Annotated in this window: 20 protein-coding genes and 2 pseudogenes; 7 read left to right on the top strand and 15 right to left on the bottom strand. The window is 59.1% G+C overall.

The genetic code is table 11. The features are described 5' to 3' along the window. Positions 1-106: 106 nt before the first annotated feature. Positions 107-568, top strand: a pseudogene (locus tag PQU94_RS07970) (LysR substrate-binding domain-containing protein); the annotation flags it as partial. A 146-nt stretch (positions 569-714) separates the two neighbouring features. Here PQU94_RS07970 and PQU94_RS07965 read toward each other — a convergent pair. From PQU94_RS07965 to PQU94_RS07955, 3 genes are all read right to left on the bottom strand, one after another. Further along, positions 715-927 carry an Lrp/AsnC ligand binding domain-containing protein gene (locus PQU94_RS07965; protein ID WP_272741196.1) on the bottom strand — a complete coding sequence of 71 codons (213 nt, stop codon included), beginning with the start codon at positions 925-927 and terminating at the stop codon, positions 715-717. Positions 928-1,037: 110 nt separating this feature from the next. Beyond that, positions 1,038-1,187 carry an AsnC family transcriptional regulator gene (locus PQU94_RS07960; RefSeq protein WP_272740934.1) on the bottom strand — a complete coding sequence of 50 codons (150 nt, stop codon included), beginning with the start codon at positions 1,185-1,187 and terminating at the stop codon, positions 1,038-1,040. Between the two features lie 149 nt (positions 1,188-1,336). Next, positions 1,337-2,221 carry an NAD-dependent epimerase/dehydratase family protein gene (locus PQU94_RS07955; RefSeq protein WP_272740933.1) on the bottom strand — a complete coding sequence of 295 codons (885 nt, stop codon included), beginning with the start codon at positions 2,219-2,221 and terminating at the stop codon, positions 1,337-1,339. A 91-nt stretch (positions 2,222-2,312) separates the two neighbouring features. Here PQU94_RS07955 and PQU94_RS07950 point away from each other — a divergent pair, with 91 nt between their 5' ends. Next, the gene (locus tag PQU94_RS07950) at positions 2,313-3,209 is read left to right on the top strand and encodes a LysR family transcriptional regulator (RefSeq protein ID WP_272740932.1); all 897 of its coding nucleotides are present in this window, start codon (positions 2,313-2,315) and stop codon (positions 3,207-3,209) included. Between the two features lie 466 nt (positions 3,210-3,675). On the opposite strand, the gene PQU94_RS07945 is transcribed toward PQU94_RS07950, so the two are convergent. The 5 genes and pseudogenes from PQU94_RS07945 to PQU94_RS07925 form a co-directional block, all read right to left on the bottom strand. Next, positions 3,676-4,263, bottom strand: a complete 588-nt coding sequence (locus PQU94_RS07945) for a hypothetical protein (protein WP_272740931.1) — start codon at positions 4,261-4,263, stop codon at positions 3,676-3,678. 249 nt (positions 4,264-4,512) lie between these two features. After that, complete coding sequence (locus PQU94_RS07940) at positions 4,513-4,773, bottom strand: HigA family addiction module antitoxin (protein ID WP_272741195.1); 261 nt, start codon at positions 4,771-4,773, stop codon at positions 4,513-4,515. A gap of 110 nt (positions 4,774-4,883) precedes the next feature. Further along, positions 4,884-5,162: pseudogene (locus PQU94_RS07935) on the bottom strand (DDE-type integrase/transposase/recombinase); the annotation flags it as partial. 147 nt (positions 5,163-5,309) lie between these two features. Continuing rightward, a complete protein-coding gene (locus PQU94_RS07930; protein ID WP_272740930.1) occupies positions 5,310-6,065 on the bottom strand; it encodes a hypothetical protein in 756 nt (251 codons plus the stop codon). Continuing rightward, positions 6,062-6,469, bottom strand: a complete 408-nt coding sequence (locus tag PQU94_RS07925) for a hypothetical protein (RefSeq protein ID WP_272740929.1) — start codon at positions 6,467-6,469, stop codon at positions 6,062-6,064. Before PQU94_RS07925 ends, PQU94_RS07930 begins: the two co-directional genes overlap by 4 nt. 462 nt (positions 6,470-6,931) lie before the next feature. On the opposite strand from PQU94_RS07925, the gene PQU94_RS07920 reads away from it, so the two are divergent. Then, the gene (locus PQU94_RS07920; RefSeq protein ID WP_272740928.1) at positions 6,932-7,210 is read left to right on the top strand and encodes a type II toxin-antitoxin system TacA family antitoxin; all 279 of its coding nucleotides are present in this window, start codon (positions 6,932-6,934) and stop codon (positions 7,208-7,210) included. Between the two features lie 611 nt (positions 7,211-7,821). Here the strand turns inward: PQU94_RS07920 and PQU94_RS07915 are convergent. The 3 genes from PQU94_RS07915 to PQU94_RS07905 are packed head-to-tail and all read right to left on the bottom strand — an operon-like array spanning position 7,822 to position 8,638. Continuing rightward, entirely contained in the window at positions 7,822-8,040 is a 219-nt protein-coding gene (locus tag PQU94_RS07915; RefSeq protein WP_272740927.1) for a DUF4143 domain-containing protein, read from the bottom strand. A gap of 15 nt (positions 8,041-8,055) precedes the next feature. Continuing rightward, on the bottom strand, positions 8,056-8,358 hold the full coding sequence (locus tag PQU94_RS07910; protein ID WP_272740926.1) for a HigA family addiction module antitoxin: 303 nt from the start codon (positions 8,356-8,358) through the stop codon (positions 8,056-8,058). Then, the gene (locus tag PQU94_RS07905) at positions 8,348-8,638 is read right to left on the bottom strand and encodes a type II toxin-antitoxin system RelE/ParE family toxin (protein WP_272740925.1); all 291 of its coding nucleotides are present in this window, start codon (positions 8,636-8,638) and stop codon (positions 8,348-8,350) included. The genes PQU94_RS07910 and PQU94_RS07905 overlap by 11 nt, the downstream gene beginning before the upstream one ends. Positions 8,639-9,210: 572 nt before the next feature. Between PQU94_RS07905 and PQU94_RS07900 the strand changes: the two genes are divergently transcribed. After that, complete coding sequence (locus tag PQU94_RS07900; protein WP_272740924.1) at positions 9,211-11,568, top strand: beta-galactosidase; 2,358 nt, start codon at positions 9,211-9,213, stop codon at positions 11,566-11,568. Positions 11,569-11,643: 75 nt separating this feature from the next. Here PQU94_RS07900 and PQU94_RS07895 read toward each other — a convergent pair whose 3' ends face one another. The 3 genes from PQU94_RS07895 to PQU94_RS07885 form a co-directional block, all read right to left on the bottom strand. Beyond that, positions 11,644-13,725, bottom strand: coding sequence for a methyl-accepting chemotaxis protein (locus PQU94_RS07895; RefSeq protein WP_272740923.1), 2,082 nt, complete (start codon positions 13,723-13,725; stop codon positions 11,644-11,646). A gap of 129 nt (positions 13,726-13,854) precedes the next feature. After that, positions 13,855-16,116, bottom strand: coding sequence for an alpha/beta hydrolase family protein (locus PQU94_RS07890; protein ID WP_272740922.1), 2,262 nt, complete (start codon positions 16,114-16,116; stop codon positions 13,855-13,857). Positions 16,117-16,288: 172 nt separating this feature from the next. Then, on the bottom strand, positions 16,289-16,609 hold the full coding sequence (locus PQU94_RS07885; RefSeq protein ID WP_368407065.1) for a MarR family winged helix-turn-helix transcriptional regulator: 321 nt from the start codon (positions 16,607-16,609) through the stop codon (positions 16,289-16,291). Between the two features lie 142 nt (positions 16,610-16,751). On the opposite strand from PQU94_RS07885, the gene PQU94_RS07880 reads away from it, so the two are divergent. The 3 genes from PQU94_RS07880 (at position 16,752) to PQU94_RS07870 (ending at position 19,820) form a co-directional block, all read left to right on the top strand. Continuing rightward, positions 16,752-17,534: an alpha/beta fold hydrolase gene (locus PQU94_RS07880; RefSeq protein ID WP_272740921.1), complete on the top strand. Its 783-nt coding sequence runs from the start codon at positions 16,752-16,754 to the stop codon at positions 17,532-17,534. Between the two features lie 281 nt (positions 17,535-17,815). After that, a complete protein-coding gene (locus tag PQU94_RS07875; protein WP_272740920.1) occupies positions 17,816-18,610 on the top strand; it encodes a hypothetical protein in 795 nt (264 codons plus the stop codon). A 37-nt stretch (positions 18,611-18,647) separates the two neighbouring features. Beyond that, complete coding sequence (locus tag PQU94_RS07870) at positions 18,648-19,820, top strand: benzoate/H(+) symporter BenE family transporter (RefSeq protein ID WP_272740919.1); 1,173 nt, start codon at positions 18,648-18,650, stop codon at positions 19,818-19,820. Positions 19,821-19,824: 4 nt separating this feature from the next. Here the strand turns inward: PQU94_RS07870 and gntR are convergent, their stop codons facing one another. Next, positions 19,825-20,841, bottom strand: coding sequence for an HTH-type transcriptional regulator GntR (gntR, locus tag PQU94_RS07865; protein WP_272740918.1), 1,017 nt, complete (start codon positions 20,839-20,841; stop codon positions 19,825-19,827). Between the last annotated feature and the right edge of the window lie 387 nt (positions 20,842-21,228).

Below are 21,228 nucleotides of genomic sequence, written 5' to 3'. Positions count from 1 at the left end.
AGAGCTTACCGAAGCCGGTGCGCGCCTGTTTCCCGTCCTGCAGACAGGCTTCGATGCGATCGAAGCGGCCTTATTCCGTCTGCACGAGTCCCGATGGCGCACCAGCGTGACACTCTCCGCTTCGAATGTGTTCCTGAGCCGATGGCTCGTCCCGAGGCTTGGCGAATTTCACGCCGATCTGCCCCTGGTCGATCTACAGATTTTGTCCAGCGCCGCGGGTGATAACCGACTGAACTCCCCGGTCGATATTTCTATCCGGCTGGAGTTTCTGCCGTCTGCTGACACCTGTCCCGAAGTCATTCTCACCGATGCTTTCGCGCCTGTCGCAGCGCCTGCAATTGCCGGCAGCCTCAGTGGACGGCCGCAGATACACATTCGTTGGAGAGCGCCGCACCCCCTCAACCCGACCTGGGAAAAATGGCAGGCCGAAGCAGGCTCCCAATTTTTGGAGAGCCTGGGTCATTTTGGAGTTCCCGATGAGATTCACGCCACACAAGCAGCCGGAGCCGGCCCAGGCGCCGCTATTCTCAGCCTGAAACTGATTGAAAGCGAATTGACATCCGGCCATCTGGTGCAGGTGTCGCCTTTTACGCTTCGTGGCCACAGCATTAACTGTCGACAGCGCCTGAGCCTCCTGGGCCGTCGGCACTTTCGTCGGTTTCAGACTGGCTGCGCGATAATATCCGGTCGAGACAATTTTGTTTGGAACCAGCGTCAGGTTTCGAGGTCGTCCATTGGCAGGGTGAGGCTTCGCTTGTCGATCCTCAGCGCGACATTGGTGCTGAAGCGTTTCACATTTACATGTTCACCCACAAGGTGCGTCATCAAATCATCGTAGACGGTCGTGTCGGGTGCCGCGATGATCACGACAAAGTCGGCCTCGCCGGTTACGGAATAGGCCTGCTGGACATTGGGTTCCTTTGCCAGCCAACGACGTAGAGCGGCAAAGCATTCCGGCAGTTCCCGCTCAACTTCCAGACTGGCTATGAACAGGACCGGCTTGTAGCCTTTACGGGATCAAGCACAGCGATCTGGCGTTAGATGACGGCCGTTTCTTTGAGACGCCTCAGACGTCGCTGGATGGCGGACGGCGAGAGGGCGATGTCCTCCGCGAGACTGTCGGCTGTGCGGTCCGTACCTTCCTGAACAAGGTTTAGTGGCTGGCGATCGAAGGCATCAAGTTGCATGTCGCGCGTCGTCTAACGGTCTGAAACGCGAAGGCGTCACGTCTGTCTCGTGCCGGCAACCCCTGGACGCTCTCTGTCGGTCTCTCTCCTTAAAAGCAGCCTATCGCCACATGCCGCGATCTCGTCGCCGACATTTGGCGCATTAAAAATTATCGGACGGCTTGACGTACCCAAGCTTCCGCAGAGCCTTGAGCCGGTGTCCATCCAAGCGCCCTCGCCCGCTTAGCGCGCACGCGGCTGTTGGAACCAAGTGCGAAGATCGCCACTTCTCGCCCCCACGCGGATTCCGCCGCTTCGCTGGTCATGCCGGTCGCCTGGCCAAGTCCGAGCGCGTCCGCAATCGCCTGAACCATGTCCGCGAAGGCCGATTCACCGTTCTCGACGAAAGCGAAGAAACCGTCCGGCGCGCGCTCGTAGGCCAAAAAATAAAGGTCTGCGACATCGGCGATATGGACGGTTGACCATCTGTTCAGCCCACGCCCTATGTAGCGTGCGGCGCCGGTGGACTTGGCAAGATCAACCAAACGCGGTAGTTGAACGCTGCGGGCGTCCGGCCCCAGAGCGTCACCGTAGATCAGGCTGTTGCACAGAACGATAGATCGGACCCCTGGCGCGTCGAGGATAGCACGATCAAGAGCGACACGGGCCTCCTTATCGGGCTTGGGGGAACGCGGGGTATCCTCATCGAAAACCGCGTCCGATGGCTCACCGCGCGCCTCGTCGGCGACGATGCTCGACCCGCTGGTATGGATAAGGGTCTTGCCCGACCCCGACAAAGCCCCAATCAGGACGTCGGCCGCTGCCCTATCATCGCTGCTGGCGGCATTGATGACGACGTCGGCGCGTTTCGCTTCCTCCGACAAAAGGGTGGCATCCGACAGTGTACCGATCACCGGATCGATGCCGAAAGCGCGCAGGCTATCCGCCTTTGTGGCATCGCGTATGAGGCCGCGCACGGTGTGGCCGGCTCTGATAAATCGTGTAGCGACCGCGCCGCCGATGAAGCCGCTGGCACCGGTAATGAATACAGTCATAGCAATCTCCTTTGCTGAAATGCAACGATATACATTTTGCGGTGGCCAAAAAGCGCGTGATTAAGCAATTATCTTTGCACTGGAGGCAACGATGACTGACCTGAGCGGACGCAGTGGGGAGCTTGAAGTGTTTGCCGCGATCGTGGCGGCTGGCGGCGTATCGGCGGGCGCACGACGCTTGGGGCTCGTCCCCTCGACGGCATCGCGGATGCTGAAACGGCTTGAAGAACGCATCGGCGCCAGGTTGATCGTTCGGGAAAGCCGGCTCTTCCGTCTGACCCGAGAGGGTGAGACCTGCTATCGCAGTGCGCGCCGTATCCTGGCAGACCTCGACGAGCTGGAGCAGACCCTTGGCGATGGCGTACATCCGCGGGGATTGCTGAAGGTCTCGACCTCGATCGCCTTCGGCCGCTTGCACATACTGCCACTGATCGATGCGTTTAACGCGCTCTATCCCGATGTCACCGTTCAGGTCAGCCTGACAGACAGGGTCGTCGACCTTACGACTGGCGAGGCCGACGTAGCGATCCGCATCGGGAGATTGCCGGACAGCGACCTTAAGGTCAGGAAGCTGGCGGAAAGTGCCCGTCTGATCGTTGGATCTCCAGCCTATCTGGCGCAGTATGGAACGCCTCTCTCGCCGGATGCGCTGGAGCAGCATGTTTGCCTGCGACTTGCAACGTCCGGCCGAACCTTCCCGTGGCCATTTGTCGTCAGCGGATCGCCTGTCGAATGGCTGCCCAACGGTCCGTTTATCGTCGATAACGGAGAGGCACTGGTCCAGCTCGCGATCGCGGGCTTCGGGCTGGCGCGCGTGGGTGCATTCCATATCAGCGGGGAAATCGCCAGGGGAGAGCTTATCCCCGTCCTCGAACTATATCGCTCTACCGAAACAGAGATCATCCAGGCGGTCTTCGCCGGCCAGCCGGCGGTATCCGGACGCGTTCGGGCCTTTGTTGATTTCCTGGCCGACACCCTGGTCGTGTAAAAATGCAGTCCAATCACCCTTGATACGCAAACACGCCTACCGATCGGGTTCAGAAGGCAGGGATCGGCGCTGCGGCGCCGGCATAGGAATATTCCCCGATTTGATGCGGCCATGAAAGCTCGCAAGGGCTAGAGAAAGCGCCTGATCCGACGGCAACTCGGATTGGGACAGCGTGTAAGCCGCGGCGTAATAATATTCGAGGCGCCCAGCCTCTAGGCGTTCGGCCCGTTTCGATCGCTGTGGATCTGGTATCGATTCAGGCGCCGGGGCCGTCGCTCGGCCCTTCGCCTCCACCGCCAGCCTGGCGCGCGACACACCGCGGTGGGGGTTTAATCTAGCCAGACGACTGGTGGCGTTCGCATATATGCCATGGGCTCGCAGATCAGCCGCGAAACCCTCTCGCCATTTTTGGAGATGCGCCTTACGCGGGTTCAGACGACGGCAGAGCGCCCCTCGACCTTTACGCTCAGTTTGATGTGCGGGTGCTCTTGAGGTTCCGGGTCCGGATCTGTTGATGGTGTATGGTAGGCAAAGACATAGGGAGGTCGGAGAATGTTCTTTTCGCAAATGCGCGTAGCGCCCGCTTCAGGCTGACCTCGTCGGTCTCGGCCGGCATGGAAAATACGATATTGAGGGTGCCGCGCCGATCGCTTTTACCCTCCAGAACCTCAATGCCGCCGTCACGCCACTCTTCGACCACGGCTTTGACGTCTTCCCGGCCCATGAGCCGATCGCCGTCTTGGTCCTCGATTTCTAGTTCGCCCCTCCGGCTGATATAATCGATATGGCGTCCGATCTGCTTCAACCTTTTGCAGGACGAATAGATCTTGACCACTACCTCTGACGTTTGCCGCACCGTTCGCTCCAGCCGCTCTCGCACGGCCTGCGGCCGACGGGCCGTGGCCTTTTCATCGGCCGGCTGAGCCTTTGGTTTGCGGACACCGAAGACCTTCGAGGTCTTGGAGCGCCCATTCAGCATGGCAACGCGCGCCTTGTATTCGCCGGCCTCCCACTCAACGAAAAAGCCGTCAACATAGGTCTGAGGCAGGCTCATAGGCTGCACCGAAGTGCTGGTGAAGGAACAGGAAGCTGACGGACGACCCTACCCGCACTGGGTCCCCACGTAGGTCACAGCCCTACTGACCCACCAAGGGCTAACATGCACACGGCTGGCCTCACAGTTTGGAACGCATTATGTGCAAGCTTTACTCCGTCTGCACCAATCAGCAGGCTATCGGGGTCATTACGCGAGCCATTCTCGATCTGGCTGGAAACCTGCCACCTGCCCAACTTACTTAGTGTGCTATTTAGTCATTTGGGTGTCGTAAATGACTTGCAGGTTGCTCCAATAGCCATCGCTCAGGCCGAGGGCGCGGTCGATTGATATGAGAACATCGGGCTCAAGACGATGCTGCCCTTTAATGAAACCGTCGATGAGACATCGATCGTGCCCAATTTGATCTGCAAAAGCCTCGACCGCGATCTTCATGGGCTTGAGAAACTCCGCGAGTAGAATTTCTCCTGGCGTAGCGATTGCACTCTGTGGCGCAGGCTCTCTTTCCATCACTTACCTTTCTTCGTCAAAAAATCGCATTGCGTCGGACGAAACGTAGGCGCTAGCCCTCGGCCACGGCTACGAGCCGGATCCTAACCCCGATCCATATCGAAATTTCAGGCCCCCGGAAGAAGCGGATAGCTGGTGAACTCAGTGCCATTGTCGCTTACAATCATCTTCGGCTTACCTCGCTGGGCAATAATCAGATCGAGTTCACGGGCAACGCGCCCGCCAGACAGGTAGGTGTCGACAACCAAGGCCAGACACTCCCAGGTGCAGTCGTCGACCATGCAGAGTATGCGCAATGGGTGCCGGTCGGTCAGTTGATCCGATACGAAATCCAGAGACTAGCGCTCGTTCGGTGCCGCTGCACGGCAATGACGGCATCGGCGCCGACCAGTGGTTGGGTGTAAGCCGGCCTCGCCCCGAATCAGTCGAACGCGAAAAAGCCATACAAACCGGCGCCGGCTTTGGCCAACAAGGCAAATAAAGCATAGCTAGGTCCGCAGACCAGGTAGCGAACAACTTTCACGCTCCGCTACCCGCTAACTGGCGATCTTTTGAACATAAGCCGAAATGGAATTGAACGCATTCATCCCGTTGCCTGACGAAGGATAGACGTCCGGGAACGATGCAATCTCATAGTTAGCCAACAGCTTTTGGGAGGAGTCGCCGATGTTGGCGGCCGTTACAAGACCGAACATTTGATGGAAATGATAGGGGTCGATGTACAGTCCGGCTCCGACCACCATGCGATCTTCCCGCAGGTCAGTAGCGGCTCCGAGAAGGGCCCGGGCGACGTTCTTGTCCAGTACGCTGGTCTGGGCATGGTTCTTGAGTTCAATACACAGATGGCGCGGCCCGTTGTAAGGCGTGCCTTTGGATCCCTTACGAATGCCATCGACGACGAACTTGGGCATCAGGCTGACGTCCATTTCGTGTGTTTCACCGCTTCCTCCGACGTGGTTGATGCTGAGGTGCAGCTCGAGCGGGAAAGTTTTAGTACTTTCGATCCGGAAGTGACAGGGCTGTTTTCCCTTGGCCGAGGCGCTGACAATATTACCCGGTCCGCCTTTGATCCGAAATACCTGCGCCGGCTTGTCCTTGTGATCGTAGGGTTTGATATCGACCCTCATTTGGCGAACGCGTTCAACGAGCGAGAAAAGAAACCAAGCCTCATACGCCTTCCCATTGCTGCTTAGTAAATCCGGAAGCGTCAGGCTCAGCGCCTTGGCGGCGACCTTGACGGCCTCTTCAAGCGCCGGCGCGACCTTGGGCTTCTTTGTGAGTGTCTTCGTCATATCAGCTGCCCCTCGCGGAAACGACCGATCTGGGATTGCCAGGTCTCGAGGAAAGTCTCGAGTGCTTCGATGCGGCCGGAATCGGTCAGGACATCCACGATCCGCGCGGGCTTCTCGTCGGGACCTGCTTCAATGGTTTCGACCTGCCGGACACCCATCCTAAAGGCACTCTCCCGCAATCCACGACGCAAGCCTATTTCATTTTTAATGACCCGGGTTATAAGCTGATCGGCGACGTAGACCTGGCGCAGTTCTTCGTGAGCCGTCTCCCTGCGACTGGTCTTGGGGAGCGAACGCGGTTCAAGCCGATCGATTTCCGCAGCGACGAGATCAGCGAGTCCGAGTTGCCCTCCGTCGGCCAAACCCCTGATGATAGCGTCAATTGAGGCCGTTCTTCTTGCCATTCTTTACCCTCTGAAAATGGAATCTTCCGAACACTCAATCGCCAGTACCGGTCGCAAAAAGCAAGCCCCGAATTCAATGCACGGCCCGAAGCCCGGAACAGGACGGATACTGAACGCCGCCGTAGAACCTCTTGCCCGAAAAAGCTACCGCACCAGAACCCATTATCGCCGCCACACTCACGTATGTTTATCGTGTTCTCTGTAGTTCTTTTCGGGTTTTTTTGAGTCCAAATAATCGGCGCACCGCTATGCTTTGTGGTTAGCGTCGCGGTGCGCCTTAGTTTCGCGGATACATTAAGAATGGACCTTGTTGCGCATTTCGACGCACAGAACGCAACAAATGTGAACCTGATCTCCGTTCTCATAATCTATATTATGCGTTGTGCGCATTCATGGCGTACAGCTTGACATTTTCCCGCCTACATGTACAATGAGTTAGAATTCCTTTGTGTGGAGCTTCCGATGCCAAGCGTAGCCATTGATGACAATAAGCGAGTGCATTTGAGGGTGTCGCCAGAAGCAAAAGCCAAGCTGATCCGGGCCGCGGCGATTCAAAATACGGACCTCACCAACTTCATCATGCAGACAGCGTTGAAAGAAGCAGATTCAGTGATTGAAGCCGCTGAAGCCGTCGTCCTTTCTAGACGGGACTTCGCTCGGGTCCTTGAGCTGCTCGAAAACCCGCCTAAGCCAAATGCAAAACTGCGGGCCGCTATTGCAGCTTTGCCGTCCGCACTATGATCCTCCCGGACTGGCACGAAGCACCAATTGCCAAGTCGCATGATCGAAAATCATTCAACTGTGGCGACACCCAGATGAACGAATTTCTGCAGCGATTTGCTCGGCAGAGTCATGAGCAAAACGCGTCGAAAACCTTTTGCGCTATCGAAAACGCTAAGTCACAACGGATTCTCGGTTTCTACACGGTAACGCCGTCCGCAATATCGCACGATCAGGTCCCCGCACATCTCGCAAAAGGATTGGCGAGGCACGAGATCGCGGGCTTCAAGTTGGCACGGATAGCGACGGACCTCTCCGTCGCAGGGTTAGGGCTGGGTGGGCAGCTACTAGCGGCCGCAGCCCTTAGATGCTTACGAACTTCAGAACAGGTTGGGGGAACGTTGCTCATCATAGACGCAAAAAACGTGCGTGCTGCGAGTTGGTATGCTGCATACAGCGCCGAACCGCTCAAAAATCTCCCCCTGACATTAGTAATGCCATTGGCCACCTTTTCCCCTAGCTTTCAAGATAGAGGTTTCCTGTAAGCCCCCGAGTTGAGGACTATGTTGAATATTGCCGGTCCACCCCTCCCCGCACTTGTCTCAACTTAAATTTTATTTCCAGAATATATATTATGCGCACCAAAGCGCGCTTGTCGGGATGGCCCACAGGCCATCGCCGAACGGCACAGGATACTCGCCGGAATAGAGCACGATCCCGTTGAAGGATTTGCCTTCAGTCATATTCGCCTTGAACCACTTCAGATGCTTGAAACTGTCCGCATCGATATTTGTTCCGGCTTTGACTTCGATGCCGACGACGGCATCATCGTTTTCAACCTCGTATTCCATCTTCCGATACACGGGCTATGCAACCTTGGCCAACGGACGAATATCAACCTTATCCTCGTGCGCGCGAGCGTTCGCCAATTGATAGGCAGTTTGCATACGCATTAAAGTTTCCGCCTTTACGCCAAACGCCTTTTCGAAACGGATCGCCATTTCCGCAGAGAGGCTGGAGTGGCCATTTAGCAAAGTGCTTAGCGCCTGACGAGTCACCCCAACGTGGTCAGCCAAGGCCTTGATCGTGATACCATAGGGCTCAACAAATTCAGTTCTAAGCCACTCGCCCGCATGGACGGCCAACGCTGCATGCATTTTAATCGCCATGATAATCCTCCAGATCCAAGTTAATTAACGCTCCGTCTTGATCCATCTCAAACGTCAGACGCCAATTTCGAGTGACCGTCATTGACCAAGTGCCCACACGATCTCCCCCAAGTGCATGGAGACCGTAATTGGGAGGCGCGAAGAGTTCGTCCAGATCAGCAGCAGCGTCGATGAACGCGAGCATCTTTCTTAGCCTTGAAACGTCTCCGACAAGGCCTTTAGCGTTTCCAGATTCGAAAAACCTTCGCAGCCCCTTGTGACGGATGGACTCGATAAGCATGCGTCAAGTTATACTTGACGGCCCAAGGCGCGTCAAGTATCGCTTGACACACCTTACATGCAGAAAAGCCGAAAGCCTCTTAAAGCGCTATGGGACACTTACAATAGCCGCTGAGGCGCAATCAGACTAAACGAGGCGTAAGCGTGGTCTGCCGTGCCCGTACGCGTTCCAAATAAATCTAGGCATCGTCACTTAAGTTCGCAGATCTGCGATTATTTCTAGAGACCCGTATGTTCGTGGACGGATCGCAGATCGTGGCATCGTGGCTTACAATCACGCATGTCTGGACAACTACGACCAAATGAGTGTTTCTACTCAACTGATGTCGAACGAATTCGCTTGCTGAGGTTCTTGCCTCGAGCCGTTCTCGCCCTAGCCCGAACCTACGCGCCGCACATACTCGACCGATTTTAAACTGAACTATCGTGGAACTCTAACCGCCCGGAGTGGCAATACCACCCTCTCCGGTCGGTCATAGGTCTGACAATTTCTCATTGCTTCGGGCATATTTGTCATATAATTTTTTGCCTGAGCCCTTCGGTGGGTGAGATTATTCAGGAAAGTCTGCCGGTATGCCCTTTCTCCCCTCGCGTCGCCTGACCCTCTCCGCTGGCATGGCCGCCTCCGTGTCGGCGCTTATGCCGGGCACCCCTGCTGCGGCAAAAGGCCACCATTTTGAGATCGGGCCATCCGACTTTCTGCTCGACGGTCGCCCCATCCAGATTCGATGTGGCGAGATGCATTTCCCCCGCGTGCCTCGTGAGTATTGGCCGCATCGTCTCAAGATGATCAAGGCGATGGGGTTAAATGCCGTATGCGCCTATCTGTTCTGGAATTACCACGAGTGGGATGAGGGCCAGTTTGACTGGGAAGGGCAAAGGGATGCCGCTGCCTTTTGCCGGATGGCCCAGAAAGAAGGTCTTTGGGTCATTCTTCGACCGGGCCCCTATGCCTGTGCCGAATGGGAAATGGGGGGCCTGCCCTGGTGGTTGCTGAAGGCCGAAGGCGATGCCTTTCTGCGTACCCGTGCGGAGGCCTTCACCGGGCCGGCGCACCGCTGGATTGAAGAGGTGGGTCGCCATCTTGGCCCGCTTCAGGTTACCAAAGGCGGCCCCATCCTGATGGTGCAGGTCGAGAACGAGTACGGATTTTTCGGCAACGATCTTGAGTATCTGCAAGGCATGCGCAAGGCCGTTGAGCGGGCCGGGTTTGACGTGCCTCTCTTCCAGTGTAATCCGACCCACGTTGTCGCCAAAACCCATATCCCTGAGCTGTTGTCTGTTGCGAACTTCGGCAATGACCCGGAAGCGGGCTTTAATGCCCTGCGCTCCGTCCAACGCGCGCCATTGATGTGCGGCGAATATTATTCCGGGTGGTTTGATGTGTGGGGCGCCGGTCACCGAACCGGTGGCGTTCAAAGCTCTGTGGCCGACATCAAGTGGATGCTCCAGCAAAACGGCTCGTTCAGCCTCTACATGGCGCACGGCGGCACGAGCTTTGGGCTCTGGGGCGGCTGTGACCGGCCGTTTCAGCCCGACACGACCAGTTACGATTATGATGCGCCGATTAGCGAAGCGGGGCGGATCGGGGAAAAGTTCGAGGCCTACCGCTCGGCCATGCGGCCGTTTTTGAAGACCGGGGAAAGGCTGCCTGCCCCCCCTCCGCAGAAGAACACGATGGCTCTGGCCCCCTTCACTCTTGAAGAATGTGCCCCCGTGAGCGCCGGCTATCCCTCAAACCCCGTTCGGACGCGTGAGCTTCGATCCATCGAAGCCTACGGTATCAGCCGCGGTCTGGTCTCTTACAAGGCCGTCTTGCCGGCCGGGCCTGAAGGCGTGCTCAAGGTGAACAAGGCGCGCGATCTGGCCTGGATTCGGGTCGATGGAAAAGAGGTAGGCACTTTTGATGTGCGCCATCAGCGTACCTCTGTGGCTATCCCCGCCCGATCGCGTGACGCGGTCATTGAAATCCTGCTCTATACCATCGCGCGCGTGAATTTTGGGGTGGAGGTTCATGATCGCAAGGGCCTTCAGGGGCCGGTCACCTTTACCCCCAAAGGCTCGGCGCCCATACCTGTCGAGAACTGGGAACTGCGGGCGATTGATTTCGGTGCCAATGGCGACCTGCCGAAGCTCAACTGGACGCGGGACAAGGCGAGCGGGCCGTCCTTCTATCGCGGCACCTTCACCGCGACGTCGCGCGACGATACGTTCCTGAACCTGTCGAACTGGGGCCTTGGCATCGTGTGGATCAATGGTCGCTGCCTGGGTCGCTACTGGAGCATCGGCCCCACCCAGACCATGTATCTTCCGGGCCCCTGGATTAAGAAGGGGGTGAACGAAATTGTGGTCCTCGATCTTACGGGTCCAGACACGCCGGTCGTGCTCGGGCAAACGACCCCCATACTGGACGAACTGCGGCTCGACAGGGATCTGCCAAAACCCAAATCCAATCGCACCCTGGCCCTCGCAAACACCTCTCCGACGCATTCGGGGGCGTTCCGTCAGGGGTCAAACAGCCAGGACGTGATGTTTGAGACACCCGCAAAAGGCCGACAGTTCTGCCTTGTCTCGCAAAATGCGCATGACCAGAAAGGGTTTGCCGCTGTCGCCGAAATTGCCCTTCTCGATAAGGCGGGACAGCCCATCAACCAGTCGGACTGGTCCGTGGCCTATGTCGATAGTGAGGAGGTCGCGAGCCTGAACGGTGCGGCCGTGAACGCGATCAACGGTCAGGCCGCCGATTTCTGGCACACGGCCGTTCGCTCAGCCGACGTCCGCGATCACCCGCATTATCTGGCAATTGACCTCGGCCGGACGATCGAAGTTGCGGGCTTGCGTTATACACCGAGACAAGGCGGAGACGGCGTAACGGGTCGCATCAAAGACTATCAGGTCTATGTCGGTGACGCGCTTGTGGTCGAACCTTAGTGGCGCGGCCGCTGGGGCGTTTACAGCCGCCGGGCACGCCCAATCACGGGTAAATGCCCGGCCGCAATGCCGCTTTCAGGCGGACCTGACCTGAGCCAGGAAGGCGTGAACCTGGCCCTGGAGCCGTTCGGCCTGTTGCGCCAGTTCGGAGGACGCACTCAGCACCTGAGACGCCCCCTGCCCGGTTTCTTCCGCCATGCGGGCAACGCCGGAAATGTTTGAGGAAACCTCAGAAGCACCGGCAGAGGCGCGCGTCACGGAATGGACGATCTCGTGGGTAGCGCCGCCTTGCTGCTGGACGGCACTGGCGATCGTCGCCGAAGAATCATTGAGGGCCTGAATGGTCGCCGAGATGTTTTCAATGGCGGCGACGGCCTGCGTGGTTGTCGTCTGAATGGCCGCAATCTGCTGATTGATCTCATCGGTCGCCTTGGCCGTCTGTTGAGCCAGCGTCTTGACTTCCGAGGCCACGACCGCAAAGCCGCGTCCGGCCTCGCCCGCGCGCGCGGACTCAATCGTGGCGTTTAGCGCCAGCAGATTGGTTTGCGCGGCGATGCCCGAGATCATATCGACGATGCCGGTGATGCGTCCGGACGCCTCGGAGAGTTCGTGCACAATCGCGCGCGTCGTCTCGGCTTCGGAGACCGCCTCCCGGGCCTTGGCCAGAGAGTGTTCAACCTGCCGGCTGATTTCCGAAACGGATGCGCCCAGTTCTTCGGCCGCGCCCGCCACGGACGTCACGTTGGTCCCGGCCTCCTCGGCGGCCACAGAGACCGATCTGGCTTTAAAGGCGGACTCCTGCGCGGTTGACGTCAGTTGCTGAGCCGTCGCTTGCATTTCCGTGGCGGCCGCCGACACCATTTCGACGATCCCGCCCACCGCGGTCTCAAACTGCGAGGCCAGTTCATTCATGGACTGCTGACGCTGGCGCGTCTGTTCGCTTTGCTGATCGCGCTCCCTTGCCGCCTCGGCTTCGGCCTTAAGCCTCAGGCTTTCGCGGAACGACATCACCGCCTTGCCGATGGCCCCCACTTCATCCGAGCGGCTCGCCTCGCGTACCTGCGCATTGTGATCTCCAGCCGCCATGCGATCTATGACCGATCCCAGGTTTCGCAGGGGCACCCCGACCATCCGACTTATCAGCACGTAGAGCGCACCCAGAGCCGCGACAATGCTAAGCAGTGAGATGAGGATCATATTTCCCAGACTGCGATTGATGTCTGCATTGAGGGTCGCAACCGGAACCTCGACCACAACGGCCCATACGTCACCCGTGGCCCCGGCCTTGATGGGGAGCGCCAGATAGCGCCAGCTTTTTCCGTCTATGCCCTTGCCGTCAAACGCGACCTGCTTACCGCTCTCAATGGCTTGTTTCGCGGCACTTGCGGTGCTGGGGTCAATCTCTGCGAGAGGCTTGCCCAGTGTCCTGGCGTCCGGGTGGCTGACAGCCAGACCCGTGGAAGAGACAAGCGCAACGAAGCCGGTGCCGAAGGGTTTTGCCTTTGCCATCTCGGCATTGAGGCTACCCAGATCAATATCGACACCCGAAATGCCTATGAACTGCCCGTTGACTTGCAGCGGGTGCGTGAACGAGGTCATCAGGACCGGTTTACCCGCCACAGGATAGATGTACGGCTCAATAGCGACCGCACGACCTTCATTTTTGGGGCGCTGATAGTAATCGCCTGCGCCCGGCTTGTCATAATCGGCGAGCACTTCCCGGATGATCGATCCCGATCCCCGGTTCCAGTAGGAGATGAACCGGCCGGAGGCATCCGTACCCTCGGTGCCCGAATATTTGGCGTCCTGCCCATCAAGGGCGTTCGGCTCATAGGCCGTGTAAGCGCCTAAAATCTCCGGATTGCGCTCCAGTACAGATTTCAGAACGGCATCCTGAGTGGTGCGGGAGGTGGCCCCGCTTTCCTTCAGCGCGATGGCCGCAGACCCTATCTCGGCCGCTGCTTTTGCCGCCAGATCAAGCCGACGCGAGACGGCCTCTCCCTGGCTTTTGGCCAGGTTGAGCTGTATCTCTGCGTTTTGTTTGTGCTGAGCGTCCGCGCTCTGGCTGGTGATTACAACCGCGCCGATACCGAAGGCGAGGCACAGGGCAAGCCCGCAATAGGCGGACAGCTTGAGAGGCAGCGACTTTGCAAACATACGAACACCCGATCTACTACTCAAAAATGCGTAGTCGATCATGGTTTCGAAACGCTTAATTTCAACACGGTTACGCGACCTGTGCGCGCAGAGAGGCACACGCCGTCTGTGCCTTGTCTGTGTGCCTTCCTATTTCGCCGGGTTGTGTTTCGCCAGAAAGTCGATCAGGGCTTGCGCGACGCTGAGACGGCTCGCCTGTGTTTGCAATTCGTGACCATTGTCGGGCAATTCGACAAAGGCGACCGGTTTCCCGGCGCGTTGCAAGGCATCGCGCAGGGCGCGCGATTGGCCTGATGGGACCACGGCGTCATTGGGGCTGGCAATGAGCAAAACAGGTTTGCTGATGTCAGCGGCACCAATGACCGGAGGGGGTGTCTGGCCAAACTGCGTCTCGATCAGGGCCGGTGACAGGGCGTCGGCGACGAAGGCTCGCGGGGCCGCGGGATCGGCCTTCAGCGACGCTATGGCATCGGCCGGAGCATTGCTGCGGGCCGTCTTAAGGTAGTCCGCCGGGTCGATAATGCCATTAATAGACGCCGCGCAGCGATAAGGGGTCTGCCCTTGTGCGCCTTTGAGTGCCGCATAACCGCCATAGCCTTCGCCGGCGATGCAGACGCGTTTCGGGTCAATAAGACCCTGCGCCGCCAGATAGGTGACGCCGTCCGCCAGATCACTCAGGCTCTTGCCCGCCCACTGCCCTTTTCCGGCCTCCCGCAGGGCCGCGCCATAGCCATCCGAACCGCGGTAATTGGGTTGCAGGACGACATAACCGCGCGAGGCCAGAACCTGTGCGAGCCAGTCATAGCCGCGTCCCACATGCGCCCGAGGCCCATCATGCGGCAGAACGACCAGGGCGCGCTTTTTGACCTCGCCCTGACGCGGCAGGGTCACAAGGGCCGAAATCGTCAGGCCGTCGGCAGCGGCATAACGCACGGTGCGTTGCGACGCCACCCACTCCGGCGGCACGTCCGGATAGTGGGAGCCGATATCGACGCGCTTGCCTTTGATGAAGTCATAATAGGCCCACGACCCCGGATCATCACCCCCCTGAGCAAACAGGATCATTTTGGCCGGGTCACTGGCCATAGCCGCGACGCGCACAGCCTGACCGGGCGCCGTATCAACCGCATGGCTGTAATAATCGGCAAGGTCAGCGTCGAAGAAGGTGTAGGTGGTGACTTCGCCGTCATGGGCAAAGCCCGCCAGCGCCCCCGTCTGCGGATGGAAGACCGGACGGTCGCGCGCGGCGTCCTCATTAAGCGGTTCCGACACCTTGCCGTCGAGCGACAGTTCGACATAGTGGAAGCGCTTGCCATCGGAGCCAGGCGCTGCATCCAGCAGCAGCAGGGACTGACCGTCGCGCCCGCGGCCCACCAGGAAGGGGGCGAAGGTGTGGGCCTTGGCGTCTATCTTGCGCGTTAGAAGCGGCTTCCACTTACCGTCCTGACGTACCTCGATGGCAAAGGTTTCACCGATATAGGTATATTGCGCACGCACCTGCGGCTGCCCCTTATCATCGGTCAGCCAGTCATCGACATAGCTACCCTCCCGGTCGAGATCACCGCCCTTGTCGTCGATGATCCGCCCGCGTCCCGTCTGCGGATCGACCTTCCACAGATAGACGCGCTGCGCCACCTGCCCGGCGATCGACTTGTCTCGCAGTTCGAGAAACGGACCCACCAGAGTGAGCTTGCCGTCCATCATCACGGGCTTGGGCAGACCGAGCGGCATCTGGTCGTAGTCGCCGCCCATGCGCGCGCCAAGGCTGATGGATTGTCTGGTGCGCAGATCGACAATCGCGGCCGCCTCATGAGCGCGCACCCCGTAACTCCTGCACGGCGGCGGCGTGAGGGCGGTCGAGATCATCGTAGCGATCAGCCAGTCTTCGCTGGCCCCGGAATTGTTCGTGGCACCACTGCCGAAGCCGCCGTCTGTCAGGGCTGAGCGATAATCATCGACCGATTGCGGCGCCTTGAACGCCTTATCCAGCCCCGACGGACAGGTGCTGCGCGACGCGGTCCGTGTGTCCGACAGCACGATAAAATCGTTATCGAGAAAGGTCAGGGCCGAGAGCGGGTCCTCGCTCAGGCGGATGACCTGATTGCTGCCGTCATCGACATTATATACCGTGAGAAGCCGCAACCCTGCCTTGCGCGTAATGAAGGCAAAGCGGCTGCCGTCCGGCGACAGGGCGATCTGCTCGATACGGGGCGGCACAATGAAGTCGCTGATCGGCGGGGGCGCGACCTCCTCGCTCAGGTGCGGCCGGGCGCTCGCCTTGACGATCACCTGAGTGGTTTCGGACGTGTTGGTCTGAGCCCAAACTGGCGCGGCGGCCAGACAGAGACTCAAGGTCGTGCCTATGGTCAGGCCCGAAAGGCGTCTGCGCATTTAATCCCCCTCTTATCTATTTTGTCGCAAATCTCTCACAGGTTGAGACAATTGACAAGCTCGTCAAAAAGGAGGTCTGCGCGGCGGTCAGGCTGGCGCCTGCCAACCCTCAATCCCAGTATAAAGACTATCGCGCAGGCGGCGGATGTCAGCATTCAGTTCGCCCAGCGCCTTAGGGCTTTGCCCGGATGCCTCCAGCAGGGCCTGTGCCAGACACCCGGCCCGGCTCTGCATGGCGCGACCGGCGGGCGTTAAGGTGAGCAGCACCTGACGCTCGCTCTGGGGATTGCGCGCACGGGTGACCAGCCACCGCGCCGACACTTTGTCCGTCCTGGCGCCACAACACATTGAGCACCAGATATTGCGGATAGGTCAGGCCCAGCTCGTCCAGTAACGGCTTATAGATGCGCTGAATGGCGATCCCGGCCGAATAGATGGCGTAGCACAGCTGCGCTTCCAGAGGCGGCGGCGCCTCGTTGTGGATGTCTGGCATGTTTGGCTCCTTTTTCTTTCTGTAACTTAAAATATCGCAAAAAACAATATCGCGATAATTTTTCACTTGACGGAGAGGCGTCGGCCCTCTAATTCATAACTTATCGCGATAACATTTATTCCGAAAACATATGGAGATGACGATGACAAACATGAACTCTGTGGCCCTCGCGGCCGCCTTCGCTCTGATGACGATTTCGCCGGCTTCGGCAAAAGACGCGATCCCGCAAACTCAAACCGTCCGAAATGTCGTGCTGGTTCACGGTGCTTTTGCCGACGGCAGCGGCTGGCGCGCCGTCTATGACCGGCTGACCCAGCGCGGTTATCGCGTGACCATCGTGCAAAACCCGCTGACCTCTCTGGCCGATGATGTGGCGGCCACAAAACGCGCTCTGGATCAACAGGACGGTCCGACCCTTCTCGTCGGTCACTCGTGGGGCGGAACGGTCATCACCGAGGCGGGTGATGACCCTAAAGTCGCGGGTCTGGTGTACGTCTCAGCCCTGGCACCCGACGCAGGTGAAACGACCGCTCAGCAATATGAGGGCTTCGCACCCGCTTCGGCGTTTGTCCTCGATACACGAACTGATGGCTTTGCCTATGTCGCGCGTGACAAATTCAAGTCCGGGTTCGCCCACGACATCAATGACGCCGAGGCCGGCTTTATGGCTGACTCTCAGGTGCCTATCAACCTGTCGGCTTTTGGCACCAAACTGACCCATGCCGCTTGGCGGACCCGCCCGAGTTGGGCTGTTATTGCCACCGAGGATAAGGCATTTGATCAGGCCATGCTGCTGCACATGGCGCACCGCATAAACGCCAAAATCACCAAGGTGTCGGCTAGCCATGCCCTTTTCCTGTCACAGGCGCAGGTCGTAGCCAACACAATCGACACGGCGGCGCAAACCCTGTCCAAAGAGCAATGACCCGCCCGCCCGGTCTAGCTTCCGGAGCGGCAGCCTCTCGGGCGCTGTCGCTTCGGGTTGCTTTCTGGCCGCTAGGCAGGCATCGGATGAATCGCGACCACCCTTGCCCTTCGCACCAAAGAGATTCACCCATGCGGCCCCCTCAACGACTGACGCTGCGCAGCCCTGCCCTCTGGGGCCTTTTGATTGGCTTGTCTCTGATAGCCCCGTTGGCGTCTCCGTCACCCGCCGCGGCACAGCTCTTTCAACCCGGTGGCCTGGCCGCAGCACTTAAAGCGCGAGTGGGTCCACCGCATCCGGACACAATCGCTGCCTATACGCAGGCCGGGGCCAGCCGGACACAGGGACATGAGCTGACCGAACACGAATGGGCTCTGGTCGAACAGGCTATCCAGAGCGTGCCGCCCCTTCATCAACGCATCCTTGAAAGCCACCTCGCGCGCCTCAGCTTCATCGAGGCCCCGTCGAGCTCGGGCACGGCGCTTACCCGAATGTACGATGGGCCGGATGGCCAGCCGCGCTTCGACATAACCCTGCGCGCCGATGTACTCGATCAATCCCTGTCAACGTTTCTGACCCGCAAGGAACAGTCGCTGTTCAGCGATGACGGCTCCGGTCTGAGCGTGCAGGTGAGCGCCGGAGACGCCCGGGCCCTGCCCTACCTGTTGCTTCACGAAGCCAGCCACGTGGTGGACCGGACCCTCGGCCTGATGCAATCCGGGGCTGGCATCGCCGACATTTGGAAAGACTATCGAACGCTGACAGAGCCCTACGCCGGCAGCCTTCTGGCGCAATCGGTCTATCGTCGCGCCCCTCAACTCCCTGCTGCCAAGGGCCCGGCGCTTTATCAGGCTCTCTCCCGCTCTCCTTTCGTGAGCCTCCATGCCACGGCTTCGGCGGGTGAAGATTTCGCAGAGCTTGTCACCTGGGAAACGCTGTCACGCCGAGACAAGACGCCTCTGGCCTTTGAGGTGCGTGACCGCGACGGTCAGGTGATCGCGCGGGTCGAGCCCCTTAAGCAGCCCGGGGTACAGGCCCGGCTTCAAGCCGTTGCGGCCCAGTTGGCCGGGTACTGAAGCCGCAGTTCAACGAAGTTCTGAAAGGTTCACGGATATGGCGATCCGCCTTCCTCCCCTGCCCTCATGGTCGGCTGCTGGCATCGCGACTTTTGTCGGCTTCGGTGGAACGATCCCACTGGTCATACAGGCTCTTACGAACGTCGGTGCCACCGTCGAGCAAGCGGGCTCTGGCGTCACGGTCCTGTGTCTGGGCATTGCGCTTGCGGGAGCGGCTCTTTCGTTTCGCTATCGCATACCTGTTGTTCTGGCCTGGTCTACGCCAGGAGCCGCCCTATTAGCCGCCAGCACAACGCATCTCTCGTGGGCGGCGGCGACAGCCGTCTTCGCCGCTGCCGGCATCATGATGATAGTCGTCGGTGTAACGCCCTTATTCGGTCGACTGATCGCGCGTCTGCCTGCCGCGGTGGCCTCGGCCATGCTGGCCGGAGTTCTGCTTCCGTTTTGCCTGAACCTGTTCCGTCTGAGTGCGACCCATCCCGTACTGATTGGCGGTTTGCTCGTCGTCTTTCTGGCAGCCCGCCGAAAGGTCCCGCTCTATTCGCTAATTCTGGTCCTGGGCACCGCCATCGCCTGGACCGGCCTGCGCGGCGAACTTCACGCGCCGCCACCCGGTGCGATCTTCGGCACGCTTTTGCCTGAAATGCCCCGAGCCGACATCTCAACCCTGATCAGCTTAAGTCTGCCTCTGTTCCTTGTAACGCTCGTGTCGCAAAACCTGCCTGGTCTGGTCGTCCTGCGCTCAGCCGGCTATGAACCCCCTGCAGGGCCACTGATTGCCACCACGGGCCTCGCAACGCTGCTGGCCGCGCCGTTCGGTGCGCACGGCGTCAACCTCGCGGCCATTACGGCCAGCCTCTGCACCAGTCAGGACGCTCATCCAGATGCCGGTCGCCGATGGCTCGTCGCCGTCATCTACGCAGGCCTCTATCTGGCTCTCGCTCTGTTCGCGCCCGCGCTGGTGCGCATGTTCGTTTCGCTGCCGCCTGCCGTCATAGCCGCCGTTACGGGGCTGGCCCTGATTGCGCCGCTCATCAGCGCGCTTGAAACCAGCCTGAGCACACCGGATGAACGTGACGCCGCTATCGTCACCTTTCTTGCCACAGGCTCAGGCGTCGTCTTTCTGGGCCTTGGCAGTGCTTTCTGGGGTTTGGTAGCCGGAGGTGTCGCCCTGACGATGAAGCGGCTCTTGCCGAGGCCTGCATCCTGAACGCTCAGGTGCTCTCTCTGGCGCGCAACTGAAACCCCAGATCTATCACCTTGCGCGGCACAGTTTCGCCTTCGATCAGAGCCAGAAGCATTCGCGCCGCCTCGACCCCGACCTCATAGCGCGGCGTCTTGATGGTCGTCAAAGACGGCACCGTACATTCGGAAATCGCCAGATCGTTGAACCCGGCAACGGCCAGCCGGTTGGGGACCGCGATGCCCTGCCGCAGACATTCGAACAGGGCCCCCTGCGCCAGGTCGTCGTTACAGAAGAAGATGGCGTCCGTGTCAGGGGCCTGTTCCAGCAGGCGTTTGAGGAGGACCGCCCCTAAGGCCACCGACGACTGATCCGGCACCAGCAGTTCGCGGTGAGACTCATAGAGCCCGGCCCGGATAATCGCGTCGCGATACCCCCGATTCCGCGCCAAAGTCCGCGGATCGAGTTGCGAGGCGACAAAGGCGATGCGCTGACGCCCCCGCGACAGAAGATGCTCGGTCATGGCCTGAGCCGCCGCTTCCTGCGAAAAACCAACGCTGTAGGCCCCTTCGCGATCGGACAGCTCCATCATATGGACGATAGGAATTCCGGCCTGTTCCAGGAGCCTGCGCGTGGAATCACGGTGATTGAAACCGGTCAGCAACATACCGTCAGGCGCAAAGGCCAGATAGGCGCGCACCAGCGCTTCCTCCTCTTCGGCCGAATAGTGGTTGACCCCCATCAGCATCTGATAGCCGTGCTCGCGGAAGACCTTTTCGATGCCGGTGACGGTTTCGACAAACACAGAATTGCTGAGTGATGGGACCAGAACGGCAATATTCATCGAGCGGTTCGAGGCCAGCGCACTTGCGGCGCGATTGCGCACATAGCCGATATCGTCGGCCGCCTGCTGGATGCGGCGACGCAGATCTTCCGAGACTTTTTCCGGATGGCGAAAGGCGCGCGACACCGTAATCGTCGAGACACCCGTCATTCGGGCGACATCGTCAAGGGTCGCCCGACCCGTACTGGAGGCGCGTGAGGCCAATATTATCACCCTGTTTCGTTTTGCCAGCTCCAGGCGGCCACTGTCTCAGCCATATCACCGAATCGCGCAAAATGGCAATGACAGCGCTATCATTTTTTATTTTTCAATCCAATGGGGGACGAACACGTCGCTCATAAAAATGCCCATCGCCCGGCTGCCACTTTCCATCGTCCGCAAGGTGATAAAATAAAATTGATTTTGTTATTACTGACTTTTTTATCACATGCCATCGATTGAAGTCAGACTATTTGGTCGGGCGCTTGACATGTGGTCCATATCCGATTTACCAATTGTCCGACCGATAGCTGCGTTATGAAATGTTAGCGCTGTCATTGGCAATAAAAATCTGACTGGGAAACAACGCCGAACGAACCGCATTGGACACGG

It is taken from the genome of Asticcacaulis currens, from assembly GCF_028550395.1.
GTDB lineage: Bacteria > Pseudomonadota > Alphaproteobacteria > Caulobacterales > Caulobacteraceae > Asticcacaulis > Asticcacaulis currens.
The sequence above is the reverse complement of the archived record's forward strand: the minus strand, read 5'-3'. Positions and strand labels throughout refer to the sequence as shown.

Bases quoted from the DNA above. Each gene is read 5' to 3' on its own strand.
- PQU94_RS07960 (WP_272740934.1), bottom strand. From the start codon at position 1,187: ATGCAACTTGATGCCTTCGATCGCCAGCCACTAAACCTTGTTCAGGAA.
- PQU94_RS07955 (WP_272740933.1), bottom strand. From the start codon at position 2,221: ATGACTGTATTCATTACCGGTGCCAGCGGCTTCATCGGCGGCGCGGTC.
- PQU94_RS07950 (WP_272740932.1), top strand. From the start codon at position 2,313: ATGACTGACCTGAGCGGACGCAGTGGGGAGCTTGAAGTGTTTGCCGCG.
- PQU94_RS07945 (WP_272740931.1), bottom strand. From the start codon at position 4,263: ATGAGCCTGCCTCAGACCTATGTTGACGGCTTTTTCGTTGAGTGGGAG.
- PQU94_RS07940 (WP_272741195.1), bottom strand. From the start codon at position 4,773: ATGGAAAGAGAGCCTGCGCCACAGAGTGCAATCGCTACGCCAGGAGAA.
- PQU94_RS07930 (WP_272740930.1), bottom strand. From the start codon at position 6,065: ATGACGAAGACACTCACAAAGAAGCCCAAGGTCGCGCCGGCGCTTGAA.
- PQU94_RS07925 (WP_272740929.1), bottom strand. From the start codon at position 6,469: ATGGCAAGAAGAACGGCCTCAATTGACGCTATCATCAGGGGTTTGGCC.
- PQU94_RS07920 (WP_272740928.1), top strand. From the start codon at position 6,932: ATGCCAAGCGTAGCCATTGATGACAATAAGCGAGTGCATTTGAGGGTG.
- PQU94_RS07915 (WP_272740927.1), bottom strand. From the start codon at position 8,040: ATGGAATACGAGGTTGAAAACGATGATGCCGTCGTCGGCATCGAAGTC.
- PQU94_RS07910 (WP_272740926.1), bottom strand. From the start codon at position 8,358: ATGGCGATTAAAATGCATGCAGCGTTGGCCGTCCATGCGGGCGAGTGG.
- PQU94_RS07905 (WP_272740925.1), bottom strand. From the start codon at position 8,638: ATGCTTATCGAGTCCATCCGTCACAAGGGGCTGCGAAGGTTTTTCGAA.
- PQU94_RS07900 (WP_272740924.1), top strand. From the start codon at position 9,211: ATGCCCTTTCTCCCCTCGCGTCGCCTGACCCTCTCCGCTGGCATGGCC.
- PQU94_RS07895 (WP_272740923.1), bottom strand. From the start codon at position 13,725: ATGTTTGCAAAGTCGCTGCCTCTCAAGCTGTCCGCCTATTGCGGGCTT.
- PQU94_RS07890 (WP_272740922.1), bottom strand. From the start codon at position 16,116: ATGCGCAGACGCCTTTCGGGCCTGACCATAGGCACGACCTTGAGTCTC.
- PQU94_RS07885 (WP_368407065.1), bottom strand. From the start codon at position 16,609: ATGCCAGACATCCACAACGAGGCGCCGCCGCCTCTGGAAGCGCAGCTG.
- PQU94_RS07880 (WP_272740921.1), top strand. From the start codon at position 16,752: ATGACAAACATGAACTCTGTGGCCCTCGCGGCCGCCTTCGCTCTGATG.
- PQU94_RS07870 (WP_272740919.1), top strand. From the start codon at position 18,648: ATGGCGATCCGCCTTCCTCCCCTGCCCTCATGGTCGGCTGCTGGCATC.